The sequence below is a fragment of the Tenericutes bacterium MZ-XQ genome (genome assembly GCA_002838205.1).
Lineage (GTDB): Bacteria > Bacillota_I > Bacilli_A > Acholeplasmatales > Acholeplasmataceae > Mariniplasma.
Map to the genome: position 1 here is coordinate 612,205 of CP017950.1, position 17,399 is coordinate 629,603.

The window sequence follows — 17,399 nt, forward strand, 5'->3', positions numbered from 1 at the left end:
CTACTCGTTAAAAAATGTGTCAGGTATTTCCCATACCTCGGAATATCTATTTGCTTGAACTATATCGAGTTCAAGATCAATGTACATAAAGCATTCTTCATATAAAACGCTATTCACTCTAATCGTATATGGATCTCCATACTCAATCACTGGAATAATAGTTTCATTGCTTTTTGGAATAATTTGATCATAATACATGAAACCATCATCGTTTTGTTTTATTGTAAAACTAGGATCAAATCTGAGAGGCGAAAATGGATAATATGGATATCCTTGATCACTATGATAAACCGCTTCTTTTAATGGTGGGATTGGGTTTTCTGGATTCTGATCAATATAATATCTGATAAGCTCTGTTTCTTGCTTGATTTTTATCCGCATTCTTGCGGCAATGACAGGAGTAACCTTTACATCTATCTTTAGTTTACTTACAAAATTATCTGCACTCTCATCAAACATATTCACAACAATTTTTTTCTTATCATGATCATAGTAATCACTTTCTAAATCCACAATTACACCGTCAAATGATGCTAATAGTTCAACTTCAAACTCTCCAGATAAGATCACAATCCCATGATCTTCTTGAATTTGAAAATATGCATATATTGCAATGAGAGATGTCATGAAAATTAAGATAAAAGTCGTCAGCGACATCCAGAACCTGAGTTTTCTTATTCTAATCATGGTATCAAGTCTCCTTGGTGATTTATAGATTCTATCAACAAGTTAATCTCAAATATTTGTTCTAAATATGTTTCTGGATTTTGGAGTTCATTATAATCTCCCCAAAATACAATTTGGAATGTCATTTGATCTAATGGTTTCATCACAGTATCGTGCATAGTTTCGATCATCAGTGCATTATGATCACTAATTGCTTGAAGTTGTGATGCTTTATCTGAGTACCCAGCAATAACATTTGCAATATATGTATGATAATCAGATATGAGTGTATAAGTGTCATCTAAATTAACACCTTCATAAATGATGACATATAAGAGGCCATCATCTAATATAGACTCATCTATAGTTATTAAATGTCTTGATAGTGGTGAGTCTTCATTTGAAAGAATATCTATTTTTACTGATGATGCCAAATGATTAAATGTATCATATTTATCTAAGATTAGATCGTTTTCATAATCAATAAAAACTATATCTTGTAGTGTAATGTCAAAATCAAACATTAAATCATTCGCTTTTAGATCAATAGAGAGTTCACCTGCTTCAAAAGAGGCTAAACTTTTTCGTTCAACGTATGTGAACCAAGCATATGAAATAGATATAATTGTCGATACTATGAGTAAAATAACAATCATTGATACATATATTTTTTTCATGTTTACCTCCTTTGAAAAGCATAAAAGCCAGTCGATCTATAAATTCTTATAGATGCAACTGGCTACCTATATCTAGGCCCTATAGCTTTGCGTCACTAGGTCACCCTAGTTTTGCCAAATTTTTATAGTGATTTACTTTTGATTATCTCTTAATATCTCTTCTATGATTTCTTGTTTTTGCTTCTCTTTTAAAGCTTCAATTTCCTCTTCATGTTTCTTCTTTATGGCTTCATTTTTTTCATCTTGATATGTTCTAACGAGATGAATAACTTCTGAAATGAGCATAATCGTTAGTACAATTGCTAATCCCCCAAAAATAAGACTCTTAGATGATGACATCATTTGAGATAGTGGTTTTAAGAATGTAATTTTTGTCTGGAAAATGCCTTGAAAATTATCATTTGACACATAATCTTGATAACTTGGTTGATCAATTGATGAATTATTATCTCCTTTTGTGATAATACCTTCATCTTGAATATCAACAACCCTATGGATAACTAAGATAGGATTTCCTGAACCATTTACACCTTGAAAAACAATAACATCACCAATTTCAACTTCATCTATGGTTGCTTTTCTAATGATAACCATATCATTGACATCCAGGGAATCAGGCTCATTTCCTACCATTGAATCTGTAGGTACAACAGCTACAGCTCTACCAAAAACAAATACAGGTTCATTTCTCCTTAATGCTATCGTTCCCGAAATCATTAATCCGATGGATAGAATAAATATTAAAATGGCTAATCCAGAAAATATACCTGTAAGTGTTTTTTTCATATATGCTCCCCTATGTTGATACTGTCATATAAATGTGATTGACTCTGAAAATTTGATCCATGAATATGTTACTGTTTGTATATGGTGTACCAAATGCATCTTCGCCATATATTGTTGGATTAAAATATAAATCAAAATAAACTACAATAATTGAATTCGAATGATTTTCCACCCCTAATGGTACATTTGATACCAAAGGATATATTGAATCATTTACAACATTAAATGCTTGATTATAATAATTAATGATACCGTTGTCCTTTTGATCTGCTGTTTCTACATCGTTTTCGATGTAGCTGATTTTAGTGACTTCATACTCGAAAGCTGATTGGATTTTATTAGCCTCTATATCATATCCTATAGACTGAAGACCTCCAAGGTCTAATTGAAGCCTACCATTTGTAGATCCAACACTAATAATTTTTATAGCAAATGAGAATCTTTCGCCAGGAGCAACTTTTCCATCAATCAAATGTGGATAAGTAGGATTTGGAATATATTCATAACACAAGTCTTCACCACTTACAGAACACACATTATCTATTATACTTAAATCTTGACTACCTTCATGCATCATATTTTGATAAATATAAAACTGATATTCAGCTTCCACACCAGAAACTTGTGATACAAGATTTGCTCTATTAATATTGGTAAGAGTAAACCAGGCGTAAACCGAAACCGATAGGATAGATAAAGCTAAAACAATATACATTGATGAAACAATGATTAAGCGTCTATATGTAGATTTTGATTGTCTCATAGCTTCACATCCCTTATTTTATTTCTTCTTCCTTAATCGCTTGTTCAATCTTCTTAAATGTTTCATGCGCAAGCTTTTCTCTTTGTTTTTTTAGTCTTTCTTCTGATTGCTTGATTATTCTTTCTTGTTGCTTTTTAAGTCTTTCTTCTTCAAGCTTTCTTTGCTTCTTGAGTTTTTCTTCCATGCGTTTACGTTCTGCTTTTTGTTTATCTCTAATCTTCTTCAACTCCTGATTATATATAAGTTGTGCTTTTTTCTTTTCTTCATCAAGGAGTCGTTTTTCTTCAGCTTTGATTTGCTTTCTTGTTTCATTTATTTTTTGCGTAATAGCTTGATGTTCGGATGTTAGTGTTTGTTTTGTATCAGAAACAAATTTTAAATATTTAGAAAGTTCTTGTTGATTCTTCTTCAAATTTTGTCTTTCTAACTTAATCTTTTCTTCTATACCAGCTCTCTTGGCATCCTCTTTAATCTTACGCTTGTTTTCTTTTATAAATTCTTTATCTAATTGATCGATATCTTTCATCAATCTTTTTTCAAGACGAATAGAGTTGTTATAATCTACTTCTTTAACCTCTCTAATAATTCTTGAAACTCTTAGTTTTTCTTTTAAATTTAGGAGTTCTTCTTCTTTATCCTCTTTGACTAGTAGTTTAAAGATATAATCATCATCCATTGTATCTTCTAAATCAAAGTATGACTTGTAAAGTGCATTTGAGATTTCAATGGTTTCTCTTAGCGCTCTTTTTAATGCAATCTCAAAACTTGATGACTCTTCTATATTTTGATCAAGCGATTTTTTAAATTGCTTTTTTTGCTGCTCTAAGTAGTATTGATTAATTGCAACATCTTCAACATCCATTGATGGATCTGATTCAACAAGTTCTTCCATTCTTTTTTTAAGAATTTTAGGACTTCTTTTTTGATATTCTTGAATATCTAAGTATTGATAATGATCTTCTAATGCTTTTTGATTTGCATACACAGTAGTAAATGTTTGTAAGGCTAATTGATAAATGTTTTTTGTATAGAATCGGTCAAATGTCAGGTTTTGCTCTTTGACATCTAGATCAAAATCTAATGTATGATATTTATCTAAATAAAGCCATAATGTATAACAGTTTTTATAATCAATATTTTTAAGCAATATTGATGTTTGCATAATTGGAGGTTTTACAGGTGTTGCATTTTTCAAATCTTGAATAAATGGTGTTAGTTTCAAGCCATTAATTAATTTTAACAAGTTGTGAATTCTGCCTAACAGTTCATTATTCATTTTGTTAATATTTTCATCTGCAAGATCTTCTTTTACTTGGAAGTTCACATGCATATCAACTTCTGAATCTTGAATTTGAAATTTCGATCTAAGATCAAAATGTTTCTTATTAAATGAATCCACATTTTTCTTAACTAAATCATGTCTTCTATTAACAAAATCAAATAATCGATCAACTAATGTTTTGATAAATCTATTCTCATAGATTGCATATTCAATCTCTGCTTGTGTTGTTAGTATTCTTTTAGGAATAACATCACCACCACGCATCTCTTTTATTAGATGTGTATTGGCAGCTAAGTGTCTAACTGAATCACTATTTGTTTTTTTAGCTTTTTCGATTGCTACTACTTCTTGTTCATATCTTAATCCCGATTTAGGATCCTTAATGATTTTGTTCAGACTTGGAAAAAATGATTCAATGGTCTGTATCCAATCTTCATGAAATGTCTTAATTTCTGTAATACTTTTTTGATACATTTCATTTTCACCGGATAAAAAGGCTTGATAGAAGTCATTCGGAAAAGGAAAATCCATTTCCAAATCATGATAAACTGAATTTAGTTCTTGATGAAAATTTCTTAAGTCTTTAAGTTTTTTCATTTTGGACTCCTAATATGATTTCTTAATTGTGGTTAAATATGCTTGACATTCAACAAATCCATTCTTACCAAATAATCTATCCAATAAAGTAGACAATTCACTAATTTCAGTTTGTAAGAACGGTAAGTTTAAGCTTTCAAACTTTCTAAAGATCTTTCTAGCTACAATATAATCTAAGGCTTCAATTTCAGAGCCACCACACGCAACATATACAGGAACAAATGCTCTAATTTGTTTCATGATACGATTACCAAAGGTAACTTTCAAGTTCTCAGTAATATATTTATCTAGTTTTTCCAAATTTTGGATAGCCTTTAAGCTTAACGGATGATCCTTATTTGCTTGTCTAAACATTTCTTGCAAGTAATCATTAGACATTGTGATGCCATCTGTCGGTGGAGCATCAATAAAGTCTGATTTTGTATTGATTTCAATTGGGGTTGCTCTATCATAAACCTTGTCTGTAATGGTAAAAGTTGAATCATCCTTATTTGCTGTTCCAACAAACCATACATTTTGTGGAAGTAATATTTTACCCTTGTGAATATGCTTTGGGTCTGCCGGTTCTGAGCTAGGTACAATATCGATTAACCATTGATCAGCATCTGGCATTTCGAGTAGTGATAATAACCCCGCAAAATAATACTCGACACGTGCTAAGTTCATTTCATCTAATACAATGATACATATATCTTCTCTATAAGTTGTTTCGTAAATAGCTTCTAAAAATTCTGTTTCATTAAATTTTTTAGTAAACTCATTTAAGTAACCAATCATTTCAGCTCGATCTCTCCAAGAAGGTTGAACAGCAATGATTTTGGAATCATTCCCAAAAAATTTACCCATTGCATAAGGAAGTGATGTTTTCCCGGTACCAGAAATCCCTTCAAGAATCATTGTTTTAGAAGATGCAAATCCTGCAAAGAATGCTGAGATAATCTTTCTGTTGTAAAACAAACCAAGTTTTGAAGCTGAAAAGTTGATAAATCTAGTGACCAAATCTCTTAAAGAAATCATGTCTTCTTCTTTCATTCTGATTTGTGTCATGCGATTTTCATATTCTTTATCAATCGCAATAAGTTTTGTAAACCTAGATGGGCCTTTTGCAGATTCTTCTTCATTTTCGAGTAAGTCTTTCTCTGCTTTTCTTTGTTCCTCAGGGGAAAGACCTAAGTTTGAAACCTTTAGAGCTAAAATCTTATTCTTTTCTTCAATTAACTCAACTGTTTTTTCGTTTAAGAAAGATATTTCTTCAAGAAGTTCATCTTTCTCCATTTCTTTTCCAACAAACCTAACATATCTAGATATCCATTGATAAAGTTTAAGTCCAAGAAATACAATGAAGGCTAAATTAATTATCAAAACAACAAAAGCCATTACCCAGTCGAGCAATGTATATTGTGTACTTGAAAGTATGAACTTTTGAAAATATTCAACAACATCATGAAAAAATAAATCGGCAAACACTTCAAAAAGATTTCTAAAAAATTCACCGATATTTGCAAAAAGCTCTCTAATGAAGTTGATATAGTAACGAGCAAACTCTACCATATGCGCTCCTTGATCTTTCTAGCTATTTATTTAGATTGTTTTTCGTTTTCCTTCTTTAACTCTGCTAGTAATTCTTCACGAAGCTTTTCTTTTTCGGCTTCTAAAAGTTTCTTTGTATCTTCTTTTTCTTGTGCATATTTATCTTCCATTTTTGCACGATTTAGTGAGATAATATTTCTTCCAAGAACAACACCTTCAAATGCAAGAATAAACACAACTGGTAATATGATAAAAAGTGCAAATCCAGTTGGAGATTGTAAATAATCTAAAGTGTTACCTAATCCTGATACTTTTGTTGAATAGGTAGCAATAGCTTGATCGAAATTTATCGGTTGATCGGGTTGAGTATTTGTGTTTTCTGAAACTGGATTATAATCAGCTTGAGTGATTAAATATTCTTCTTCAGCGTTAATTTCAACAATCCTGTGGGTATTAAACTCTTTGATAGTCATATCAAAATAAGTAACAATATCTCCCACTTCTAATTCCATAACAGATTCTTCATCTAACATTTTCACAAAAATCATGTCACCTTGTTCAAATGAATCGGCTTGATCACCAAACATCGAGTTTGATTGAACAGATAAGAATCCTACGCCAAAAATATTAGCAATATTATTTTCTTTCTTAACTTTAATGTTAGCAAGTGAAAAGATTAGCAATACGACAATGATCATATAAAACAATGAATTAAGCGTAATTGATAATACTTTCTTAGGTGTTGATTTCTTTTTGTTTTCCATTTAAATTACTCCCTTTTTAATTGTTATCCTTCACTGTCTATTCTAGCATAATCCAAGAGGATTGGTAAGTGCATTTAGCAATTAAACGCACTTACCAGACTAGAAAGCTAATTTTCTTTTATAAAAACCTTAATATTTATTAAATATTAAACACCTGTAAATACAAATTCTGTAGTAATCATTCTGGATAGAATTGAGTTGTATGCATTTGCATCCCAACCTTCTAACCAAATTCTAATCATAACTTGACCAAAATAATCTGCTTGATAATCAGTTGTAGATCCTGATACATCTTCCATAGTAATAACAGTTACACCAGCGATACTTGTTACAGTTGATATTGTCGTTACAGCATCAGCATCAAATGGAAGCATGTTATTTTTTTCATAGTAATAATTCATTGCACCATTAGCACCTGGATAGTACTCATCACCACTTGCTGGTGTAGCATCTGGATCCAGTTCAGTACCTCTTAAATCTCCACCAGTTCCTAAAACAACATTAGCAGTTGATGAAGGTTTTTCATAAGCAACTACATGATCTCCAGTACCGTAAACTTCAAGCATTGCGATTCTCATAGCATTTGAAGCATCAATATCAAAAATATCACCAGCTGTTCTAGCTGTTCCTGATGCATCAATAAAACTTACATCTGCTGTCCATGGCAATGAATCTGAAGTCATAGAAACGGATGTCCATTCAATTGTTTGTGCAGTATCTGATCTAAAGTTTAATGGGATTTCTAAATAACCACTTGATGTACCTGTAATTGCTGTTGCACCTAAAGTGTAGAAATCAATTCCATTTGGAGTAGTCACATGATTAAAGATTGGAGAAGTACCATAGTTTGCCTCGATATAATCTTGAATAGCTTCTGTTGTTAGAGTTGTAACCCATTCTAAAGAGGTCGGATTAGTAAGTCCTGTATTGTGACTGCCTATTGCTAATTCAATCCCTGAGTCAGCTACGATTTCAGCTTCAAATGGTTGTACAACTGATGTATTAGTTAGTGTAAACCACGCAAATGTCGTTGTTCCAAGTGCTACCACTGTAAGAACGACCGTAATAATCGATAATAATAATTTTCTTGTTAATTTTGTCATTTTTCTAGTCTCCTTAAATTTTTTTCTATTTTCTCTTTTATATTTTAATTAACTTTCGTTAAGTTAACCCTTGTTCATGCGGTGGTATGAGTGCTTTAAACTGCAGTTGTATTTTTAGTCTATCATTTTCAACTGCATCAAATGCATCCGCATCCCAACCTTCAATCCAAATACTAATTCTAACTTTTCCTCGGTAAATAGTCTTGCCAGATTCTGTTATTTCACCAGTTTCTTGTAAAACTGCAATTAGTGATTCATCATCTAATGCTTGATAAGGATTATTTGGATCAATTTCTGTAAGTCTGTAACTCACTTCCTGTATATCATTAGGAAGTCCTATAAAATACCTTGTTCTAGCGATGAAATAACTGTATTGTCCATATGGAACTCCATAACCTCTAAGTTCATCACCACTAGGATCAAATAAGAATTTTTTTAAATCGTCTTCATTTCTCAAGTCATTTTCATTCGTTTCATCTTTAAGTTCTAAGATTGAAATTCTTACACTATCACTTGCATAATATCTATCTTCTTCGCCTTTATAAATCATATCAGATTCTTCAGGTCCATACCAGAAATCATATTTTGCTGTCCACATAACTCCATGTGAGATAACAAATGTTCCTACAGCTGAAGTATCATATGCAACTTGATTTGATACATCATTTACAAGATAAACATGATTTTCTCTAACTGATGTTTGAAACCATAAATCGAATGTAAGATAATGTTCATTTGGAACTGCTTCTTCTTTATCTCTTAAGCCACCAGTTTCAAAATAAATCCCATCTGTAGAAGTTACATCAACTAATCTAATGTTTTCAAACATCTCATAAAGCTGTTCAGCTGTTAATTGCGAATTATAATTTACGCCATCAAGTGAAATTTGTAATTCGTCTCCACCAGATGCAGCAAGTGACAATCCTTCGATATTATTGATTGTTGATAAGCTTATCCAAGCAAATGTTACTGTACCAAATGTGACAAACATTAAGATGAGTGTGAGTATTGATATATATACCTTTTTTATACTCATGAGATTCACCTTAGTTCAATCCATCGATCGCAAAGTTCATTTGAAGTTTAATTCTTCCACCTAAAACTTCATCTGTTGTGTCCGGATCATATCCTTCTAACCACATAATCACACTGAATTTTTTAATCTGTCCTGGTTCAAACTTAACAAAATTTTCTCTAGCAACTATTGAATCACTCACGAATAGTTTTGTTTTTGGCATAACACTTGGATAATAAGGGGGTTCTTCTCCTGCTTCTAACTTATCTAGTTTTTGATACATGTTTTCTACACCATCTTCTATAACTAGAATTCTTATAGCTTCATCTAAACCATTATGGATTTCAGTCATTCTAATGTGATAAGTGATATCCACTGTTTCTAAACCATCATTTCTTAAATAGAATGTATAGGCTACATAATCATAATCAGGATCAACAAAGTTACCGTCAGTATTTTGTACCTCGTCTAATTTTAGCCAACTATAAGTCATATCTCTTGCATCTTCAATAGGATCAGTCATTAGTCTTGGAGACGGATTTGTAAAATCTTCATCACTAGATAAGATAATTCCTCTATTGTATGCATCATAATCTATTGACATAACGAAGTTTCCTGATTGTTGACCATAGAATGTGATCACAGCGAATGCGATACTCATAATCCCAGTTGCAATAACCCCTAAGGTGAATATTCGATTTCTTAGTTTTCTTCTCTTCACTTGTAATATCGTAGAAAGTCGCATGTCATCACCCCTGTTCTTATAAGATGCAAAAAGCCAGCATCATTATCTCTAATGACAACTGGCTACCATTTTCAGGCCCTATAGCTTTGCGTCCTTAAGTTTCCTTAAGTTTGCCTTTATAACATTATTTTTTTATTCATTTTGGGAAAGCAAAAAGCCAGCATCATTATCTCTAATGACAACTGGCTACCATTTAACAGGCCCTTTAGTTTTGCGTCGCTAGGTTTCCCTAGGTTTGCCTTTATAACATTAATTTTAATCTACTTTTAAAAATATAAAAAGCCAGCATCATTATCTCTAATGACAACTGGCTACCTGTGCTAGGCCCTTTAGCTTTGCGTCCTTAAGTTCCCTTAAGTTTGCCTTTAACATTGGATTTTCTCCCATATGTACCTTAATCATATTACAAGTCAATCTTTTTGTCAACACTTTTTGCTTTATTTTTTTTATTTAAATCCTCTTTACTTAGTAAAGAAAAATGTATTGTTTTATGATAGTGGAGTATTTTCATATGTATAACCCCACTCATTTTGATCCAAAGTTGTTGTTATGACAATGGTTATATGGTATTTTCTAGGCAATATTGAATCTTCGAGATAAAAACTTGTGCCATCAATTTGGCTCTCTTCTAATATAATCTGATATGTGTATCCTATGCTTAGATCAACATATATCATATAAGTCCCATGCATAGTTGTTTGAAATAGATTAAGTTCATATGAATCACTCAAATCATTATATAATGCAAAGGCACCCATTTGATAAAGTGTTGTTGTATCATCACATTCTGTTTCGCTTTGACATATATCAATAGAAAAATAGATATCCTCTATCAAATCTCCAGTCTGATTATCAATAGTAACTTCAAAACGAATGTTATTAGTAACATCTTGTACAGCAACATAATAATCTGTATAGTTCATATGATTTTGATCATAATCTTCAGCATAAACTCGATATTGAACATAATTAAATGTGTCTCCCATAGGTGCAAAATCAGCTGTTAAATCTTCTGATTGATAATCATAATGTATGTGTGTTTGATCTATAACTCTTCTGATTCTTGCGTAATCACTGATATAAAAAACTGGTTCATACGAAGACAAATTTGTTTTTTGAACTTGTCCAATCACATAATAGATCTGATAATCGTCATAATCATTATACACAACTCCAGTGGTAGGTAATACATTAATATTTCTTGTACTTGGATCATTCATGTATCCTTCATAACTTACAGTATCAATATATGTATAATCAACAATTGTATTAAATCCCGAGAATATTGTATCTGAAACAAACAAAATATCTTCAACTTTTGATTCATTATTTCTAAGTTTGTTAATGTACAACAAATCAAATGAAAATGCCCATGTTAATGTTTCACCCCAAAGAGTGATTTCATTTGCATATAGCATTTGAAACTCGTAGCTGCCTTTTGGAGTATTTTTGTTTAAGTTAATTTCATAACCGACGTCCTCAATTTTAGAGATAAAATAATCTTGATTAAGTGCTGCAATTTCGGCCATATTTAATGGTGTAAACGTGTGTGTAACATCTAATAAATCAATATGAGAAATATAGAACTGATCTAAATCGTAGACCATACGTATATTTGGTGCTTCCTCATATTTAACATCTACGGATTGTAAAGATTCTGTTTGACCACCATTTTTATATAAATCAGTTGGTGTTGATGCTATACTAGTTTCAATTAATCGATGTGTAAACACAGATGTAGATTGATCTTCTGCTTCTATTGTATAGATAATATCATATTGATATCTGTTATCTATAAGTTTAGTAATATCCAAGCTTATACTTCTAATAGAAGCAAAATATGAGATAGTCATTGATTCTAAGTAAGAAGGTATAGATTCATTAATCATATCATAACTCACATCTTTAAAGCTTGATAGATTAGTAAAATTAACCATGTTCGTATGTGCATCTGATGCATCATAAAAAATACCATATGGAATAGATGATGTATAAATACTATCAGTTGGAGTCATTGATTCACCCTGATAAACCATGTTTAATACACTTTTTTCACTACTGACATCTTTAGTAAAGTGAACATTATAAACTGAACCACTTAAAAGTGTTGTTTTTAGTACATAATTACCACTTGGAAAATGCTCAAGAGGTGTAAAACTAATACTAAACGAACCATGCCCCCATGAGCCATTCAAATTATCAAAGGTTGATGCTGTACTTACACTTCCTTGATCTAATCGATAATATGATGAATGAATTTTAACTTGGTTATCAAAGTTATATACTTCTACATGTTGAATGATATCGTATAAATCAGCGATGTTATACGTCTCATAAGATACTTCTAAAATATTTTCATTTGTGCCATTTAAATTAAGTAATGATGTAAGTTCTTGTGTACTATCACTAGGGTTTAATGCATCCATGCCATTAACAGATAAACTTAAGACATTTGTAATAGACTCATCGGCTGTCCTTATAACACGAATATCATAATCCTTATATGTTGAAGGATCTGTTGAATTATAAGCGCTTGAATAAACTCTGATCATGCCATAATGATCCTCTACACTGTCTATATATTGCCCTTCATATGACATTAGATCATAAACACCATAACTTCTAGGAATACTAATAGGCTCTAAAAGAGATGTTCCTAAGTATTCAAAACTTGCTGATTCAGATATTTGATATGTTCCTTCTTGCGTATTTGCAATAAACCTCACATCAGATGGCTCATAGACATAAACTCCAGATATATTATCAGAAGCTACATAAGTAATTGCTTCAGTTGATGGGCCAACGTACTTGTATAATGTTGGATATCCACTTTGCATGTAAGCTTCATAAGGCGCATATCCTGGGTTTTGAACAGCACTTGGAGTCACTTGATAGCCATCAGTATACCAGTAATTCCAAATCCAAATAACTTCTAAAATATGTGGATTGTGCGTAAATATATGGTTTGTTGAACCAATAGTATCATATATTTCACCTGAGTAATTATATAATGGATTACTTCTTGATGTAGAGTCAGTAAATACTAAGTTTGATGTTAGATTATATACACCTGTTTCTTTATAAGGTCCGATTTCAACCATTTGATTATCTACTTTTTTATGTGTGCCTAACCAAGTATATGTTGGATCACCACTTCCAATAAGATCGAGCACTTTTCTAGCGCCAGTCATATGTGGTGATACTTCAACATAGCTATTAACATTCATAATTGTAGGTGTTTGATCACCTAAAATAGTTGCATTTGAAGGCAGATAATATGTGATGAGTGCTCTTTCTTGATCAATAACAGGATTTTTTAATGTAACACCTTGTTCAATAATCTCACCGTTACCATTAATTTGCTTGATTTCCAAATCATAAATGGTTGTAGCAAAATCAACTTTGATTTGTCTCATTGATGTGTATAAATCATGACTAATAGATTCTGGAATATGTGGATCTCCTAGATAAGTTAGATCTCCATCAGGTGATGCTTGATGATACTCGTGTAACCCTTCTAGTTCAAAATTATCAGGAATGAAAATACCATTCCCAATACCTTTGCTACTGGATAATGCATACATACCAGGATATTCATTGATGGTATTTGCTTCTAATCTATCTACCATATAATCATTTATCTTTTCTCTAGGAATATACTGAATATAATCCAAAATGTATTGATCTGTACCTTTGTATGCTGGTCGTTGATTTCTAAATGCGAAGTCTTCATAAAACATACCGGTTTCAGTATCTGTTAAATCATAATATGAAATCTGCTTACCTAAATATTGACCAATAAAACCACCAGCATAAAACTCGTTAAACGGTGGTGCTGATTGATCATCAGGATTTGTTGTCGCCATGTATTTTTGCATTTCTAAAATTACATCATTAGCAGCTTCAGTATCTCCACCATATACATCAGACCATGTACTTGATAAAGTTGGAGCGCGATCAAACATATCGATTTTTTCATCAAAGTTTAATAAGTATCCAAAGTAAATTCTATCCAATGGATACTCTACATCTCCAGCAAAAGACCACGAACTTGTACCTGTATGGATTTTACCAACAATAGCGCCATAAGCATGATATGATACGTTTTGAGGTGCTTGATTCATATCTATGTTAAACAATTGATCAACACTGTTATATCCTGTGATTTCTCTAACTCTACCATAATTCATTTGATTAGAGATGAATACTTCATCATACCCTAAAGTTCCAAATTTATTGAGATATAAAAAGCCAATCATTGCACTTGCCAAATGATTTGAAAATACATTTCCAAAATTAGCATTGTTGATTGTTGATAAGACACCTAAAGCCAAAAAACCTGATGCTTTAGCCCGTGTTTCATTGCTTACTGTATAGCTTGATTCATCAGAGTTATTAAAAGCATAAATGTCACCATAATTAATACTAAATAGTATTTTTTGATGTTTATGTAGATTTCCATTGCTTACATCAGCACCATCTTCTAATTGATCATTTCTTAGCACCAATCCACTCGCATGTGCATATCCTAAAGATGTGTTAGAAACAGCTTTGATACTACCATGATTTGCTGAATCTTTTATTTGTGCATAAGAGCCAATCATTTGATGTACAATACCAGAAGCTTGAACTTTATCGTCTAAAGTCAAAACATCATTAAATATTTCGACATCACCCAAATTTATAACTCGAGTTATTAACCCGTAATTATAAAGCATGATTCCAGTTGCTGTTACATTACCATCAAAGTGACCAGAAACATAAACATTCCCTTTGTTTAAAAAGGTATCTATAGAACCAATCTGATCAGTGATTTCAATCGACATCTCATCTATGTGTTTATCTGCAAAAAATGAAGTATTTAAGTGTCTTATCCCTATAGCACTTACTTTAACATCATAGTTGACTTCTAATAAAACATCTTTTTCAATAGATATATGTCCACCTTGATAAATATTTCTTGCTTGATATCCATCACTTAAAGTTTCAAATATCCCAGAAACCTCTAAAATACCTTGATCAAATCTTTGACTTTGATGATAAACATTAATGTCAATATAACCTTCTTGTCTTATATGATCAAGATGATAATGTGACCCTAGGAGTAAACCTGATATCTGAATGTGGTCTTGTGTTAAATCATTACTTGATTGGAAGATAAAATTCCCTTTTTGATATAGTTTTGTTGCATGAAGCACTTCATCTGAAATGTGCGTTAATACACCGCTAAAACTATCTATCAATGATAGATCAATGAGTTGATCTTTGGTTTGATAAAGACCATAAATAGTTGCACTTCCATCAACAGTTAAACCAAAAGAACCTCTAATATCCATGAGATTTAATTCAGTTAATGATAAAAATGGGTCAGAAATCAAATTAAGTTCTCCATGATTTGTGATGCTGGTTAACATATGACTAACATCATTAGATATCACATGTCCTATACCATTCATACGAATGGTTAAGCTTTGGTTGACTAAAACATCAATAACTCCTGTATGATATAGACTTGAGATATTTGATTCTAATAAACTGATCTTACCAAAAACACCACCTACATATAAAATATTTTGATGAAACGCATGTGTTAGATTGATATGTCCTTTAGATATTAAATGATCTAACTGTTCTACTGATCCAGAACCGATCATACCACCAATAAATGTCGTTCCTTCAAATGGATTGATATATGACAAACCTTCTTTATACGTGTTATCGATGCTTTCTATAATATAAGTCTCGTCAGCTTTACCAATGATACCACCGATTGAACTTTCATCTAATTTTGTTTGAAATGTTTGTTCATTTAAATATATACTACCTTCAGAAGAAATACTTTCAAGCCTTCCGCTTCCTTGACCAACAAACATGCCTAATGATATATTTCCAATCGCTTCTGTGGTAGATTCAAGATGAATCTCACCGCTGATATGAACATCATATATAACACCTAAATTGGTTTGTCCAGCAATGATGCCCACACTTAGATAATCTCTTTCATATGTTTCATCGATATCTGATGTTACAACTTTGGTATCGATGAAATTCAAATGTTCAACACAACCAAATAAAACACTAAACAAGCCATAAATAGCTTGATTTCCTACATAGGATGCATTTGTAATTTCTAATCCAATGATTGTATGATATGAAATATTTCCGCCTTGTAAAGGATCTCTTTCATATAATCTTGAAGTTTCATCCTGTAGACTTGATGTTAAAACACCATTAAAGCCTAATGATGCTTGTCTATAAGCATTATATGATACTTGATTCATGTCGATATCATGAACAACTTGATAGGTGGTTGAACGAAATAAATTGCTTTTAGATAAAAGTTCGTTCATATAGACCAAATCGATTGCATCATTAATTTCCAATACTTGATTGTTAACTTTTAATCCTTGAAGATTCGGATACGTTTGATCCAAATGATATTGTTGTTTTAAATCAAGATTATCTGTTAATCCTTCATAATCATAATTAAAATACCATGCTTGGTCAAAAAGTAAATCATTTTGAAAATCATTAGTATTAAGTCCAATACCATAAGTCCTTGATGTCTGTTGATCTTGCAATAATTCTTGATCATAGTAAACATGATATAAATATCCAGAGTTTTCACCAACTACAGCAGCATCTGATTCGTTTTCTAAAACTGCTAAACTCTTGATGTGGGGACTAGCAACAAATGCTTCTTCAACAGTTCCTTGATTATTTGAAACAAGTCCTGAAATTTGAAATGCACCTTCCGCATGTAATCCTGCTTGATGATCTCTAAAATCAATATAGTAAACATGATGTATATGTCCTTCATTTAATCCAATTAAAGGTGATACATAGCGCATAGCTCCCCATTCAATTGGTTGGATAATGAGCGGATTGATTAATCCTAAATTCTTAATTACACCACTACTTCCAACATGAGAAAACATGGAAAAATAGATCAATCCTAAATATTTCTCTTCGTATGTGAGGGAATCATAGATTGTATCTAAATATAAATTGGTAATTTCAAAACCTTGTCCATCAAAAGTCCCTAAAAATGGATATCTAAATCCAACAGGTTCAAATGTTTTAGAACTATCTGTTATAACAACATCATAATAATCGATATCATTACCCAAGACATAACTAAGTCTTCTATATATATCATAATCAACACCATTATTTAAAGTTGAAAACATATAAAGATCATATGCTGATTCTATCACATATACTTTAGCCTCATCAGCTAATAAAGGATTGTTGATGATAGTTTCAAAAGGTACATACTTACTTTCATATGTAATGAATGATGGATTGATTTCTGTAAAGTCCAAATCAGTTCCATACCATGGATCATTATCTAAATATGTATTCGCTTGAATTTTGTCAATATGAAAAAAAGTTCCTAAAGCTAGAAACATTGCGAACATGATAAACAGGATGATTATTTTTTTCATATTCATAAATTTCATTAAAATCA

General features: G+C 31.5%; 11 protein-coding genes and 4 other annotated features. All 11 genes read right to left on the reverse strand.

Features of this window, described 5'->3' with window-relative positions:
• Positions 1-687, reverse strand: a complete 687-nt coding sequence (locus BK011_03085) for a hypothetical protein (protein ID AUD64709.1) — start codon at positions 685-687, stop codon at positions 1-3.
• Entirely contained in the window at positions 684-1,343 is a 660-nt protein-coding gene (locus tag BK011_03090; GenBank protein AUD64710.1) for a hypothetical protein, read from the reverse strand. The genes BK011_03085 and BK011_03090 overlap by 4 nt, the downstream gene beginning before the upstream one ends.
• 50 nt (positions 1,344-1,393) lie before the next feature.
• Positions 1,394-1,469 (reverse strand) — a binding site (cyclic di-GMP riboswitch class I).
• A 6-nt stretch (positions 1,470-1,475) separates the two neighbouring features.
• Positions 1,476-2,129 (reverse strand): signal peptidase I, encoded by a 654-nt coding sequence (locus BK011_03095; protein AUD64711.1) that lies wholly within the window; start codon positions 2,127-2,129, stop codon positions 1,476-1,478.
• 10 nt (positions 2,130-2,139) lie between these two features.
• Positions 2,140-2,892 carry a hypothetical protein gene (locus BK011_03100; protein ID AUD64712.1) on the reverse strand — a complete coding sequence of 251 codons (753 nt, stop codon included), beginning with the start codon at positions 2,890-2,892 and terminating at the stop codon, positions 2,140-2,142.
• Positions 2,893-2,905: 13 nt separating this feature from the next.
• Positions 2,906-4,771 (reverse strand): hypothetical protein, encoded by a 1,866-nt coding sequence (locus tag BK011_03105; GenBank protein ID AUD64713.1) that lies wholly within the window; start codon positions 4,769-4,771, stop codon positions 2,906-2,908.
• 9 nt (positions 4,772-4,780) lie between these two features.
• On the reverse strand, positions 4,781-6,322 hold the full coding sequence (locus BK011_03110; protein ID AUD64714.1) for a hypothetical protein: 1,542 nt from the start codon (positions 6,320-6,322) through the stop codon (positions 4,781-4,783).
• Between the two features lie 26 nt (positions 6,323-6,348).
• The gene (locus BK011_03115; protein AUD64715.1) at positions 6,349-7,065 is read right to left on the reverse strand and encodes a signal peptidase I; all 717 of its coding nucleotides are present in this window, start codon (positions 7,063-7,065) and stop codon (positions 6,349-6,351) included.
• Between the two features lie 146 nt (positions 7,066-7,211).
• Positions 7,212-8,168 (reverse strand): hypothetical protein, encoded by a 957-nt coding sequence (locus BK011_03120; protein ID AUD64716.1) that lies wholly within the window; start codon positions 8,166-8,168, stop codon positions 7,212-7,214.
• Between the two features lie 58 nt (positions 8,169-8,226).
• The gene (locus tag BK011_03125) at positions 8,227-9,204 is read right to left on the reverse strand and encodes a hypothetical protein (protein AUD64717.1); all 978 of its coding nucleotides are present in this window, start codon (positions 9,202-9,204) and stop codon (positions 8,227-8,229) included.
• Positions 9,205-9,214: 10 nt separating this feature from the next.
• Positions 9,215-9,928 (reverse strand): hypothetical protein, encoded by a 714-nt coding sequence (locus tag BK011_03130; protein ID AUD64718.1) that lies wholly within the window; start codon positions 9,926-9,928, stop codon positions 9,215-9,217.
• Between the two features lie 50 nt (positions 9,929-9,978).
• Positions 9,979-10,053 (reverse strand) — a binding site (cyclic di-GMP riboswitch class I).
• 49 nt (positions 10,054-10,102) lie between these two features.
• Positions 10,103-10,178 (reverse strand) — a binding site (cyclic di-GMP riboswitch class I).
• Between the two features lie 49 nt (positions 10,179-10,227).
• Positions 10,228-10,302, reverse strand: a binding site (cyclic di-GMP riboswitch class I).
• A gap of 114 nt (positions 10,303-10,416) precedes the next feature.
• The gene (locus BK011_03135; protein ID AUD64719.1) at positions 10,417-17,391 is read right to left on the reverse strand and encodes a hypothetical protein; all 6,975 of its coding nucleotides are present in this window, start codon (positions 17,389-17,391) and stop codon (positions 10,417-10,419) included.
• Positions 17,392-17,399 lie beyond the last annotated feature (8 nt).

Bases quoted from the DNA above. Each gene is read 5' to 3' on its own strand.
- BK011_03085 (AUD64709.1), bottom strand. From the start codon at position 687: ATGATTAGAATAAGAAAACTCAGGTTCTGGATGTCGCTGACGACTTTT.
- BK011_03090 (AUD64710.1), bottom strand. From the start codon at position 1,343: ATGAAAAAAATATATGTATCAATGATTGTTATTTTACTCATAGTATCG.
- BK011_03095 (AUD64711.1), bottom strand. From the start codon at position 2,129: ATGAAAAAAACACTTACAGGTATATTTTCTGGATTAGCCATTTTAATA.
- BK011_03100 (AUD64712.1), bottom strand. From the start codon at position 2,892: ATGAGACAATCAAAATCTACATATAGACGCTTAATCATTGTTTCATCA.
- BK011_03105 (AUD64713.1), bottom strand. From the start codon at position 4,771: ATGAAAAAACTTAAAGACTTAAGAAATTTTCATCAAGAACTAAATTCA.
- BK011_03110 (AUD64714.1), bottom strand. From the start codon at position 6,322: ATGGTAGAGTTTGCTCGTTACTATATCAACTTCATTAGAGAGCTTTTT.
- BK011_03115 (AUD64715.1), bottom strand. From the start codon at position 7,065: ATGGAAAACAAAAAGAAATCAACACCTAAGAAAGTATTATCAATTACG.
- BK011_03120 (AUD64716.1), bottom strand. From the start codon at position 8,168: ATGACAAAATTAACAAGAAAATTATTATTATCGATTATTACGGTCGTT.
- BK011_03125 (AUD64717.1), bottom strand. From the start codon at position 9,204: ATGAGTATAAAAAAGGTATATATATCAATACTCACACTCATCTTAATG.
- BK011_03130 (AUD64718.1), bottom strand. From the start codon at position 9,928: ATGCGACTTTCTACGATATTACAAGTGAAGAGAAGAAAACTAAGAAAT.
- BK011_03135 (AUD64719.1), bottom strand. From the start codon at position 17,391: ATGAAATTTATGAATATGAAAAAAATAATCATCCTGTTTATCATGTTC.